At 69.8% G+C, this 12,010-nt stretch carries 12 protein-coding genes; 4 read left to right on the top strand and 8 right to left on the bottom strand.

Translation table 11 applies throughout. The annotated features are described in order from the left end of the window. Positions 1-655: 655 nt before the first annotated feature. Both O1Q96_RS20380 and O1Q96_RS20385 read right to left on the bottom strand, forming a co-directional pair. Positions 656-901, bottom strand: a complete 246-nt coding sequence (locus O1Q96_RS20380; protein WP_269249574.1) for a DinB family protein — start codon at positions 899-901, stop codon at positions 656-658. 347 nt (positions 902-1,248) lie between these two features. Next, entirely contained in the window at positions 1,249-1,698 is a 450-nt protein-coding gene (locus O1Q96_RS20385) for a spore-associated protein (protein ID WP_217455827.1), read from the bottom strand. 316 nt (positions 1,699-2,014) lie between these two features. Here O1Q96_RS20385 and O1Q96_RS20390 point away from each other — a divergent pair, with 316 nt between their 5' ends. Both O1Q96_RS20390 and O1Q96_RS20395 read left to right on the top strand, forming a co-directional pair. Further along, positions 2,015-2,365: a hypothetical protein gene (locus O1Q96_RS20390; protein WP_269249575.1), complete on the top strand. Its 351-nt coding sequence runs from the start codon at positions 2,015-2,017 to the stop codon at positions 2,363-2,365. Positions 2,366-2,488: 123 nt separating this feature from the next. Continuing rightward, the gene (locus O1Q96_RS20395; RefSeq protein ID WP_269249576.1) at positions 2,489-3,601 is read left to right on the top strand and encodes an ABC transporter substrate-binding protein; all 1,113 of its coding nucleotides are present in this window, start codon (positions 2,489-2,491) and stop codon (positions 3,599-3,601) included. A 171-nt stretch (positions 3,602-3,772) separates the two neighbouring features. Here O1Q96_RS20395 and O1Q96_RS20400 read toward each other — a convergent pair whose 3' ends face one another. Further along, positions 3,773-4,048: a GlsB/YeaQ/YmgE family stress response membrane protein gene (locus tag O1Q96_RS20400; protein WP_269249577.1), complete on the bottom strand. Its 276-nt coding sequence runs from the start codon at positions 4,046-4,048 to the stop codon at positions 3,773-3,775. Positions 4,049-4,238: 190 nt separating this feature from the next. Between O1Q96_RS20400 and O1Q96_RS20405 the strand changes: the two genes are divergently transcribed. Both O1Q96_RS20405 and O1Q96_RS20410 read left to right on the top strand, forming a co-directional pair. Next, entirely contained in the window at positions 4,239-4,385 is a 147-nt protein-coding gene (locus O1Q96_RS20405; RefSeq protein ID WP_269249578.1) for a hypothetical protein, read from the top strand. Between the two features lie 93 nt (positions 4,386-4,478). Further along, complete coding sequence (locus O1Q96_RS20410) at positions 4,479-4,868, top strand: hypothetical protein (RefSeq protein ID WP_269249579.1); 390 nt, start codon at positions 4,479-4,481, stop codon at positions 4,866-4,868. Positions 4,869-5,085: 217 nt separating this feature from the next. Here O1Q96_RS20410 and O1Q96_RS20415 read toward each other — a convergent pair whose 3' ends face one another. From O1Q96_RS20415 to O1Q96_RS20435, 5 genes are all read right to left on the bottom strand, one after another. Then, a complete protein-coding gene (locus tag O1Q96_RS20415; protein ID WP_269249580.1) occupies positions 5,086-5,583 on the bottom strand; it encodes a peptidylprolyl isomerase in 498 nt (165 codons plus the stop codon). A 173-nt stretch (positions 5,584-5,756) separates the two neighbouring features. After that, a complete protein-coding gene (locus O1Q96_RS20420) occupies positions 5,757-6,455 on the bottom strand; it encodes a response regulator transcription factor (protein WP_269249581.1) in 699 nt (232 codons plus the stop codon). Beyond that, complete coding sequence (locus tag O1Q96_RS20425; protein ID WP_269249582.1) at positions 6,452-7,783, bottom strand: sensor histidine kinase; 1,332 nt, start codon at positions 7,781-7,783, stop codon at positions 6,452-6,454. Before O1Q96_RS20425 ends, O1Q96_RS20420 begins: the two co-directional genes overlap by 4 nt. A gap of 7 nt (positions 7,784-7,790) precedes the next feature. Continuing rightward, positions 7,791-10,034, bottom strand: a complete 2,244-nt coding sequence (locus tag O1Q96_RS20430; protein ID WP_269249583.1) for an MMPL family transporter — start codon at positions 10,032-10,034, stop codon at positions 7,791-7,793. A gap of 397 nt (positions 10,035-10,431) precedes the next feature. Further along, complete coding sequence (locus O1Q96_RS20435) at positions 10,432-11,901, bottom strand: FG-GAP repeat protein (protein WP_269249584.1); 1,470 nt, start codon at positions 11,899-11,901, stop codon at positions 10,432-10,434. Between the last annotated feature and the right edge of the window lie 109 nt (positions 11,902-12,010).

Genomic DNA, 12,010 nt, shown 5'->3' on the forward strand with positions numbered 1-12,010 from the left:
CGGGCGGGCATCCGTCGGCGATGTTGTGCGCAGTGCCGTTTCTCGCGCCCGTCCGCCGTCTTGGGTGTCGCCAGGGCCGCGGAGGTGGACCGGTCGACGTCCTGGTCGGTGGCGGGCCGGGGGAATGGGTAAGGCCGGGCCTGGCAGGGCGCGGCGGTGGCCTTGAGTGTCCGGGGCGGATGGTGGCCAGGTCACCGCCAGTCCTGCCGTCAGGGGCGTTGGCGCGGTCGCTTGTGAGGGTGGGGTGGGTGATGGCGTTCGGTCTCGCCCAGCGGGCGTGGGAGACGGCGGGAACGCGCCGTCCCGCGGCGGCAGTCGGCCCGGCCGGCTCCGCTCCCGCTGCGGACTGCTTGGCTCATAGGTGCTCGCTCCTACACTGGAATTCATGTAGATGAACAAGGTTCATGAATGCGTCGGGCGTGAGCATGCCACGTCCAACCTGGAGCGGGAAGAGGTGTGCATGGCCGAACTCGACGGCGAGCATCCGGCGTGCACTGTCAGAGGCTCGCAGTCCCGGGCGCAGGAGAGGCGCTGCGGCGTCGCTGTGGCAGCTGAAGAGGGCACGGCCCGGCCACCGTGGTGGGGGTCTGGGCTCGGGGTGTGTCGCGAACGGTCGGCCGTGACGGCAGGCCGTTCCAGGCCTCGTCGCCGCTCGTCAGACCATGGATGACGGCATCGTCCCAGTCGACGACTGCACGGAACCAGAACCGCTCGGCGTCCAGCGCGGGGTGCTGGGCCAGCCCCAGAGACAGTGGCACCCGGCCGGCAGTACGGGCCGCCGCAAGGCCTCCGCGTCGAGCCCGTCGAGGATGCCGAGCACGTGGCGGCGCTGCCCGTACACGACCCTGAGAAGTGTCCTGTCCTCGAGGTCCGGAGTTGTGTCGTGCATGTCGGCGGTCATGGCCACTCGGAATTCCTCATGTCCCGCGGTCCTGGCGGAAGTTCGTCATTGCCTCGCACAGCCGATGAGAGGTTGGCCGGTACTGCATACGAGAACACCCGGTCGGCGCGTACGGCTCCAGGAGTACGTCCCCGTGAACGAGTCGCCGCACCCTCACGCTCCCCTGCAGTGGGGTCTCGAACGCGCTCTCGCCCTGGCAGAACTCAGTGAGTCTGCCAGGGCGAGCCGGACCAGTTGCACTCCCGTACGGTCACCGGGACCGCGGACGGTCTACCGGTGACAGTCGGCCCCGTGCGCCCGGCGAGGGGTGAGCACAGCGCTGGAGTGTGGTGGTCAGGAGGAGAGACTCAGCGGGTGAAGGTGACCCGGTTCTCCTTGAGGGCGGCGCAGTTGGAGCCGGATACCTGGGTGTAGATGTTGTTGATGTGGCCGCCCCAGTTGACGCAGAGGGCCTTGCCGTACACGTAGGCCGGACCCGCGTACGAGGTGTAGTGCCCGTAGTCCTCAGCCGAGTCCCCGGTGTCCGGGATGTAGATCCAGGTGGACATGTCCACGGCCGCGCCGGGGTTCTTGCGGATGGTCGCGACGCAGTTCTTGCCGTTGGAGGAGTTGTACGTCAGGTAGACGGTGCCGAGCGAGCCGATGGGAGCCGAGTTCACGGTCTTGTAGGCACTTCCGCAGACCTTCTGCGGGGTGGTGTTGGGTGCGGCTGACGCGGGCGACGCGAGAGCCGTGGTCGCGCCCATCGCCAGAGCGGCGAAGGCGGCGGCGGTCAGAACGGAACGGTTGGATCTCATTTTTCCCCCTTGTGATCTTTGGAGTTGGTTGCTCCTGCTTGGTGTGACACGCGAGCCATCGGAAGGGTTGTGCACCGTCCGCAGAAGATGCGAGGTTCTGAACATCCGTCCGTGCAGGGGGATTTGGACTCCGCTGCGCGAAGGCCGTATGCGGCAGTCGGCGGGTCTTCTTGACCAAGTCGGGGGAGGGTCCTCGACGCAGATTCGTGTCCCCAGCGTTACGGCTGTTCCCGCAGACGGCGCGGTACCAAGCCGCGTCGCCCTCCACGGCCTGTCCGGCGGGTTCTGTATGCGCAGAGCACGGTAGGTTGCCCGTATGCCCTCTGCACTCGTCGTCGGTTACGACCCGCACTCGATACCCGGCGTGGACAGCGAGGCCCTTCGCGGGGCCCTCGATGCGGAGCTGGGCCGGTTTGGTGAACATGGCATCGACGCGGCCATGACGCTGGTCGTGTTCGACGAAACGGCTGCGCCGACCCTTGTTGCGTCGCTGACCGAACACCCATGGGATGTCGTGGTCGTCGGCGGCGGAATCCGCAAGGCCGAGCAACTGTTCCTGCTCTTCGAGCAGATCGTGAACCTGATCCGCCGCCATGCGCCCCAGGCCGCCATCGCGTTCAACACCAGTGGCGAGGACAGCGTCGAGGCCGCACAGCGCTGGCTCTGAATTCCGCTGTCCGGTCGCATCCTGTGTCACCTGCGACGGCTTCGGGAACGGCATCACGCGGTCGGAGCGGAACCGGCCGATGCGGGAGAGACCGACAGGTCGCGACACGGGAGACGCCCACGCATGAACACGCCACCAGTGGCCCCTCAAACGCAGCGGACTGACGGATCAACGGTCCGGATCGGCGCCCTCGTCCCGCTCACCCGTCCCGGCTGGGTCGAGGCAGGCCGACATCTGCTCGCCGGTCTCGAGCTGGCCATGGGCGACGTCAACGACGCCGGCGGCATCGCCGGAAGGCCACTCGAACTGCTGGTACGAGACACCGCGGCTGATCCGCGGAAGGCCACCGCGGCGGTGGACGAACTGGCTCGCCTGGGCGTCGCCGCCTTGGCAGGGGAGTACCACAGTGTCGTCGCTCGCGCCGCTACCGTCAGGGCCGACGCCCTCGGACTGCCGTTCCTCTGCTCGTCCGCGGTTCTCGACGCGCTCACCGAACAGCCCACGGAATGGGTCGCGCGGCTCGCCCCGCCGCAGTCCCACGGCTGGCAGATCTACGCGGACTTCCTCCTGGGCGAGGGCCACGACCGCATCGCCGTAGCGACCCAGCCGAGTGTGTACTGGGCATCCGGGACCCGCGTTCTGCGGGAGCACCTCACTCCACGCGGTGGCACCGTCATCGAGCTCGACATGAGCGAGCTCACCCCTGCGGCCGTGTGCGACGAACTCGTCGACCATCGTGCGACAGCCCTCCTCCTTCTGGTGGGCCACCCCGATCCGGCCGTGGAGATCGTCAAGTCCGTCCGCCGCGACCAGCGCCTCGCCGAGCTCATGATCGGCGCGCCGGCGGGGCAACCGGAGTTCGCCGCATGGGCGACGTCGCTGGGCGACGACTGCGCCGCGATCCCGTTCCTGCGCTACTTGCCCGAGCGTCTCAGCCCTCTCGGTGCACGAGTCGAGACGGCTCTGCGCGAGCGGCTGACCGACCCGCCCTCCTTCGTCGCCTACGAGGGCTATGACACGGTTGTCGTCCTCGCTGACGTGCTGCGTTCTCACGGCGCGGACCGGGCGCGCACCGCCGAATCCTGGCCGCGCGTCGCAGTCGAGGGGACCCGCGGCCAGATCCAGTTCTCCCGCGTGCCGGGCATCAGCGTCTGGCAGTGGGCCTCGGCGCCGGTCCAGATCGTTGACCGTGATCCGGTACGGCCCGATCGCTTTCGAATCCTTCACGCCGGCTGATACAGCACGGAGATCCGACCGACCGGGTCTGTCCGAACCGCGTCTGACCGAAGCCGAGGCCCACTGTCAGACGCTGATGCCCGGGGAGAGGGTCCGGGAAGGGCTGGTGCTCGCGGTACGCGAATCGGCTCCGCCCCGGGTGGGGGCGGAGCCGATGGTGGGATGTGGGGGTCAGGCGTGGCTGCGGCGTCGGTTTCCGGTGATGACCCGGTAGAGGGCGAGGAGGATGACCGAGCCGACGATGGCGGCGATCCAGGTGGAGATCTCGAAGAAGCCGTCGATGGAGTCGACGCCGAAGAGGACCTTGCCGAGCCAGCCGCCCAGGAGGCCGCCGGCGATCCCGATGAGCATCGTGATGATGATGCCGCCCGGGTCCTTGCCCGGCATGAGCGCCTTGGCGATGAGGCCCGCGAGCAGACCGATGAGTATCCAGGCGATGATGCCCATGACTGTGCTCCTAGCTGGTCGTATAAAGACTGTGTCAAGGCCTTCGGGTTTACCGTGCCGCCGTTTTCAAACGCGGCGCCGCGCGCATGTTCGTACGCAGCCGATGGTGCGGTGGCCCGGACGCCGGAGTCCCGCAGGCTCGGGTGGCCGCCCGGGGCGTGTGCCTTGAAGCCTGCTGGAACAGTCATCGATGGGCATCCGAGAGCGTGACCGTAAGGTGTACCGACCGCTGCGGCGCGTCGGCCTCGAGGTGATCTCGGACGCAGTGCCGGACGGCACGATGCCCTTCGTCCACGGATACGGCGCCGAGGATGTGAACGGCGGCTTCTCCCACTGATACGACACCCCACGGCTCGTCGAGAGGCTCAACGAGGACTGGTACGACCTCGCCGTCTCCTCTGGCCTTCTCGATCGTCGACGCGAGTGCCTCGTGCAGCTGCCTCAGGGGACTCGGACGCACCGGGTTGCCCTGCGGCACCTGCACAGCGACAGTGATGCCGCGCCGTCTGTCTGGACCCGGGTGCGGCTGCTGGAGCGCTGGGACATCATGGGGCGGGGCGCGGGGTCAGCGTTTCTCGGCGTGGGCGCGGGCCGTCCGGGCTTCGCGATGATGGCGCTCGACAGCAGCGTGTACGTCCACGGATCGACGGGCGAGACCGGCGTCGGTGTGCTCGCGGTAGCCCACCCGGGCCGCTCGGAGAACATCCTGCGGCACCTGCAGTGGATCACGGTGCACGACAGCCCCTACGTCAACCGCGAGTTCAAGGCGCGGATCGCCGTATGGCTCGCGGCCCGTGCTCGGAACGCCGTCGATCCCTGAGTCCTCGACGAGACGTTCAAGGCGGCAGGACGACGGAGGAGATCCCTGTCGTTCGCCACGGACAACCCGTGCTCACGTCGACGGGCGTCTGCGTGCCAAGGCGCCGGGGTGCCGGATGTTGCGTGCGTCGGATCGTGGGAGGCCCCGGGACGAGCGGGGGGAGAGGCAGGGATCACTCGGCGTGGAGCCGACCCCGCAGCGGCCCGGGGCGTGGGTCCTACTGCTCCACGGCGCCCGAGGAAGCGATCTCGATCTTCGCGCGGGTGGCGCCGGAACGCGAACCCAGGGACTCGATCTTCGTCACCAGGTCCTGGCCCTCGACGACTTCACCGAAGACCACGTGCTTGCCGTCCAGCCACGACGTGACAACCGTGGTGATGAAGAACTGCGAGCCGTTGCTGTCCGGGCCGGAGTTGGCCATGGAGAGCAGGAACGGCTTGTCGTGCTTGAGCTTGAAGTTCTCGTCCTCGAACTTCGTGCCGTAGATGCTCTTGCCGCCGGTGCCGTCCCCACGGGTGAAGTCGCCACCCTGGAGCATGAAGTCTGGGATGACACGGTGGAAGCCCGAGCCCGCGTATCCGAAGCCGTGCTGACCGGTGGCCAGCTCACGGAAGTTCTGCGCCGTCCTGGGGACGACCTCGTCGTACAGCTTGAAGACGATCCGGCCGGCGGAGGCGCCGTCGATGGTGATGTCGAAGAAGACGTTGGTAGACATGAGGAGATCCTGTCACGACGCGACGCACTGCCTTGGAGCCACCCCCGGTTCGTCCGCCAGGAGAACCAGACAGCCCCATCATCGGGATGGGCTTCCCTGCCGTGATGCCGCCGTGGTGGCGCGCGGCGTCAGGCCGCTCGCCCCAGGACGCGCGCCCCCTGCCGCCTCCCCTTCTAGGGCAGACGGTCGGTGCCGCCGTCAGGGGCGGCGCGGGCCAGGCCTGTCCGATAGGCGATGACGACGAGTTGCGCCCGGTCGCGGGCCTCCAGTTTCGTCATGGCGCGCTGCACGTGAGCGCGTACGGTGAAAGGACTGAGGAACATCTGCTCGGCTATGTCCTGGTTGGACAGTCCGGTCGCCACCAGAGCGACCATCTCGCGTTCGCGCGGGGTGAGGGCGGCGAGTTGTTCGGGACGGTGCCGGTGCGGCGTGACGGTGTCCGGTGTGGCCAGGAAGCGGGCGACCAGGGAGCGGGTCGCGGCGGGGGACAGGAGAGTGTCGCCGTCGGCGATGGTGCGCACGGCGTCCAGCAGGGCCTCGGCCCCGATGCCCTTGCCGATGAAGCCGCCGGCTCCCGCCCGCAGTGCCTGGGCGACGTACTCGTCGGTCTCGTACGTGGTGAGGATCAGGATGCGGCTGGCACGCAGTTCCGGGTCCGCGCAGATCTCGGACGTGGCGGTGAGACCGTCCATCTCGGGCATCCGGATGTCCATGACGACCACGTCCGGGCGCAGTTCCCGGGTGAGTCTCACCGCCTCTCTGCCGTCGGCGGCCTCGCCGACGACCGTGATGTCGTCGGCACTGTCGAGGAGCAGCCGGAAGGCGCCGCGCAGGAGGGCCTGATCGTCGGCGAGCAGTACCCGGAGCGTCACGGCGCCTCCCCGGGCGCTCCGCCGTCCGTCCGTGCGTCGCCTGTCGTTGCGTCGGCCGTTCGCCCCCCGGTGGCTGTTGTCCCGCCGGCTGTCGGCGTCGTGTCCTTGACGGGTGGGAGGGGCAGGTGGGCGGAGACGAGGAAGCCGCCCTCCGGGCGCCTGCCCGCGGAGAGGTGCCCCCCGACCGCGGTGGCACGTTCACGCATCCCGATCAGCCCGTAGCCGGGTGGGCGGTCTGCTGCTGTGGCCCCGTGCGCCTGCGTGGATGCGGCGGGCGACGTACGGACGTCCCTTCCGTCGTCGGCGACGGTGAGGGTCACCTGGTCGCCGTTCCAGGCGAGACGCACCCGGGCGCTGCCGGTACCGGCGTGCTTGGTCACGTTGGTCAAAGCCTCCTGGACGATGCGATAGGCGGTGAGGTCCACTCCCGGCGGCAGCGGCCTGGCGGTGCCCTCCTGGTGCACCGCCACCTCCAGCCCCGCGCGGCGGAAGGACTCGAAGAGTGTGGGGAGCCGCTCCAGCCCGGGAGCCGGTTCGGCGGGCGCGGCCGCGTCTCCGGCCTGGCGCAGCAGACCGACCGTGGCCCGTAGGTCGTCGAGTGCGTCGCCGGTTGTCTCGACGAGTTCCTTGAGGCTCTTGCGGGTCTGCTCGGGGCGGGTGTCGAAGAGATGGGCGGCGACAGTGGCCTGTGCGTTGGCCAGGGTGATCTGGTGGGCCACCAGATCGTGAAGCTCCCGGGCGATGCGTACCCGTTCCTCGGCCACCATCCGGCGTGCTTCGCTGTCCCGGCTCTCCTCGGCCCGCCGGGCCCGCTCCTCCACGGCCGCCAGGTAGGCGCGCCTGTTCTGCGCCGAGTGCCCGAGTACGCCTGCCACCAGTGGGAACGCCGCCACCGCTCCCACCCTGCTTGCGTCCTTCCACGACAGGGCCCCGAACAAGGGGGTCGAGGCGACCAGCAGCGCCACGGATATGAGCGCCACCGCGCTCGCCACGCGCCGTTCGGAGCGCGCGGTGAGCGCGTAGGAATAGGCGGTGACCATGGCGGGGGCCACAATGAGCGGGCTCAGCAGGAGGCCCAGAAACGGCGCCAACATGCCACTCGCGGTCGTGATCGCCATGGCGGCCAGGGGCGCCCGGTGCCGCACCGGAAGCACGGCACAGGACACCACGGCGATGAAGTAGGCGAGGGCGGACGGCGGTGACAGCGTGCTGCCGTCCTCCTGTACCACGCCGCCGAACAGACAGAGCGCGAACGCCGTCGCCGTGATCGCTGCCTCCCGCCACCACCTGCCGCGTGGTCGCGGGCCGCCGCCACCCGTGTTCGTCATGGCCGGATCAGCGCCGGCCGACGGGGAGCCGTCGCATCGCCGCGTCCTGCTCGGTCAAGGAGGCCGGTGCATGCCTGCTCAGTGCCACACCCTCGATATCCACGTTCGGCAGCACGCGGTTCAGGATACGGGGCAGCCACCAGGCCCGGTGGCCCAGCAGTGCCAGGACCGCGGGTGCGATCGCCATCCGGACCACGAAGGCGTCGAACGCGACCGCGGAGGCCAGGCCGACACCCATCGTCTGAATCGTCGGGCTGTTCATTCCGATGAATCCGGCGAACACGCTGATCATGATGATCGCCGCCGCGGCCACCACACGTCCGCTGTGCCGGAACCCGTTGACGATCGCCTCGTCGGGGGACGCGTCATCGACGTAGGCCTCCCGCATGCGGGTGAGGAGAAAGACCTCGTAGTCCATCGCGAGGCCGAAGACTATGCCGATGATGAGGATCGGCATCAGCGACATGACCGGCCCGGTCTGTTCGATGCCGATCAGGTCCGCGGCCCAGCCCCACTGGAAGACGGCGACGAGGACGCCGAAGGCGGCGCCCACCGACAACAGGAAGCCGAGCGCGGCCTTGACGGGGACCAGGACCGAGCGGAAGACGACCATCAGCAGCAGCACCGCCAGGCCGATGACCACGGTCAGATAGGGGATGAGGGCGTCGGACATGGCTTCGGAGATGTCGATGTTCAGCGCGGTGGTGCCGGTCACCAGGATTCCGGCGCCCGTGGAGGCCTCGGTGTCCGAGACCGCGCCCCGGATCGTGTGCACCAGGTTTTTGGTCTCACCGCTGTTCGGCGCGGTCTGCGGGACCGCTGTGAGGACGGCGGTGTCCTTGGTCCGGCTGAGGACCGGCGCACCGACCGACTCGACCCCGTCCACTCCCCGTACGGTCCTGACGACCAGGTCCGTGGTGGCGCGCGCGTCCGTGGACTCCGACAGGTCCACGACCACGGTCAACGGGCCGTTGAAGCCGGGGCCGAAGCCTTCCGACAGCAGGTCGTAGGCTCGGCGCTGGGTGGTCTCCACGGACTTGGACTCGTCTCCGGGCAGCCCGAGTTCGAGGGTCAGTGCCGGTAGGGCGACGGCGCCGAGACCGAGACCGGCGACGAGCAGCACGGCCACCGGCCGGCGCAGCACGAACCGTGCCCAGCGGATGCCGAGCCCGGGACGGCCGGCCGTGGCGGGCACCGGGTGCGGGCGCCCGCTTCCCGGCAGGGTGGTCCTGCGGACGGCGCGGGACAGGACGCGTCGGCCGAAGAAGCCGAACAGTGCGGGAACCAGGGTCAGCGAGACGAGTACGGCAAGAGCCACGGCGCCCGCGCCGCCCATGCCCATCTTGGTGAGTTCGGGGATTCCGACGACTCCCAGCCCGACCAGGGCGATGCAGACGGTCGCGCCCGCGAACACGACAGCGGATCCGGCCGTGCCCACCGCCCGGCCGGCGGCCTCCTCCGGCTCGCGGCCCTGGGCGCGCTCGTCGCGGAAGCGGGAGGTGATGAAGAGCGCGTAGTCGATGCCGACCGCCAGTCCCAGCATCAGCGCCAGGATGGCCACGGTGGATGTCAGGCCCAGCGGCACGGCCAGTGCGGAGATCAGGCCGAAGGCGATGGCCACACCCAAGAAGGCGGTCAGCAGGGACAGTCCGGCCGCGACCAGCGATCCGAGAGCGAGGATGAGCACCGCCGCCGCCACCGTCACGCCGATGATCTCCGTCGTGCCGCCCGGTGACTCTTCCGCATCCAGAGCCGAGCCGCCGATCTCCACGGTCAGCCCCGCGCCCCGGGCCTGGCTCGCGGCGTCCTCCAGCGCCCTCTTCGTCGGCTCGGTGAGGTCGACGGCGTCCGCGGAATAGGTGATCGTGGAGTAGGCGATGGTGCCGTCCTCGCTGACAGCGCCGGTCTCATAGGGGTCGGTGGTCGACGCGACCTGAGCGTCCCCGTCCAGCGAGCCGAGCGCGTCCTCGACGGCCGCCTTGTTTTCCGTGGCCGTCACCCGCTGCCCGTCCGGGGCCTGGAACACCAAGCGGGCCTCGGCACCTTGGGAGTTGCCGCGGGGGAAGCGCTCGTCCAGCAGGTCGAACGCCTTCTGCGACTCGGTGCCGGGCATGGAGATGTCCTCTTCCTCCCCGGCCGGCGCCAGGGCGGCGGCCACGACGGCCAGCACCAGGGCGCCCATCCACAGACCGCCCACGAGCCGGCGCCGCCGGAAGGCCCACCGTCCGATCCGGTAAAGAATTGTCGCCACCTGTAGATCACTCCAGACACCGCTAGGCAAGGGGAATGCGCGAGATTCAACGCGCCTCCCAGACTTCCCTCGGGCGTCCCGCCGGGCATCGTCCCCCGCCGCCGTCTTCCCCCGGTGCATCCGCACCAGCCTCTGAGGTGCCCTGGTGCCACCGCACTACAGGCGGGCCTGGGCCTCAACGGGGCTCGATCCGCTGTTGGGTTCGCTACGGCCGGAATGTCACGCCCTCGGCGGCAGGGTGCGGGAGCGGTCTCGACGATTCACCACGTGGTGGCAGGACGGGGCTGCCGTCGGCGGCCCATGGCCCGGGGCCCCGCCGACAGTTGTGCGTCGGCGGGGCCCCGGGTTCAGGCGATGGGCGTTGTGCAGCGCTCGATGGCAGTCGGTGCGGTGGGTGTCACTTGCCGAGGACGTAGCCGAAGAAGGCGTTGTCCGGCGACGCGCCGAGTGCGGCGGCGCCGAACGACCAGGAGCCGCTGGTCGTCAGGCCCGACGCCGTCGAGTCGAAGACCCAGGCGAAGCCCGCGGAGTCGTTCTCGTACGGAGCCGTGGTGACGAGCTCGGCGCGACCGTCGCGGTCGGAGTCGATGAGCCGGACCTGTGCACCGAAGCGGTCGCCCGCTTCGGCCGCACCCGGCACACCGGCGGTGTCCTGGTTGAGGGTTTGCACGCCGGCCGACCGCAGGCCCTGGGCCGAGCCGCGCAGGAGCCACGTCGCGCCCGCGTCCCCGAGGTCACCGATACCCTCGCCCGGTGAGCCGATCGCGAGGTCGGGGTAGCCGTCGCCGTCGACGTCGCCCAGGCTGAGGTCGGCGCCGAAGTCGTCGCCGACCTCGGAGCTGCCGGGAACACCGCCCTGTCCCTGCTCGAAGACCTGGTCGGGGGCCTCGGTGTTGCCTGCGAACAGGCCGTCCGGACCTCCGAAGCGCACAAACACAGCGCCGGCGGACAGATCCCATTCACCGTGTTCCAGGGTGTAGGGGGAGCCGAGCACGAGGTCGGGGTATCCGTCCTTGTTGATGTCACCGGAGGCGCCCACCCAGCCCTCTCCGAAAGAGCGGTCCAGGTCGAGCCCGCTCGCGGTGCCGCGCAGCAGGATCGAGCGGCCCTGACGCTGCTCCAGCTGCTGCTCGGAACCGGTGATCACGAGCTCGGCGTAGCCGTCCTTGTCGTAGTCGGCGCCGGTCAGCCCGCTGGGCCGGAAGCCGTTCTCGGAGGGGAGGTCGTGGAGCTGCTCCGGATCGGCGGGCGTGCGGGAGTTGCTGAAGTCGTGCACGTAGAGGGTGCCCTCCGCGTTGAGGTGGGCGAGCTCCGGGCGTCCGTCGCCGTCGACGTCGGCGGTGGTGAGCCCGGTCCCGTACGACTCCCTCGCGCTGGACGGGCCCAGGGTGCCGCTCTCCAGCCACGAGCTCGTACCGGTCAGCCCGCGGGCCGAGCCCCACAGGACGGTGACGCCCCCTGCGTCGACGACGTTGCCGATGTCCTCGCCGGGCGATCCGACGGCCAGGTCGGCGTAGCCGTCACCGTCGAGGTCCGCGGAGGTGACGGCCGAGCCGAAGGCGTCGTGGGCCTCCGGGGTGCCGGGCACACCTGCTGAGCTCTGCGTCAGGACCACTCTCCGAGCGGTGTCGATGCCGCTCGACGAGCCGTAGAGCACGGAAACGAGCCCGGCTCCCGCCTTGCCACCCACCCCTGCGGCGGGCGTCGCGGCCACCAGGTCCGGGTAGCCGTCGCCGTTGAAGTCGTCGTGGGCCACAGCCTTGGCGCGCTGGTCGCCCGCCGCGAAGGCGGGCCCGCTGACGATCGCTGTGCCGGTGACGGCCAGCAGTGCTACCGCCAGGGCGGCCACAGAGCGTGTGGAGCGCATGGAAGTTCCCCCTGTATGTCACTGCGTCGAATTCGCAGTCCGGTGAGTCGGGCAGCACGCCGAACCGGTCGTGAACGGCGTGCTGCCTTTGCGGGAGATGAGACCCGGG

This window comes from Streptomyces aurantiacus, assembly GCF_027107535.1.
GTDB lineage: Bacteria > Actinomycetota > Actinomycetes > Streptomycetales > Streptomycetaceae > Streptomyces.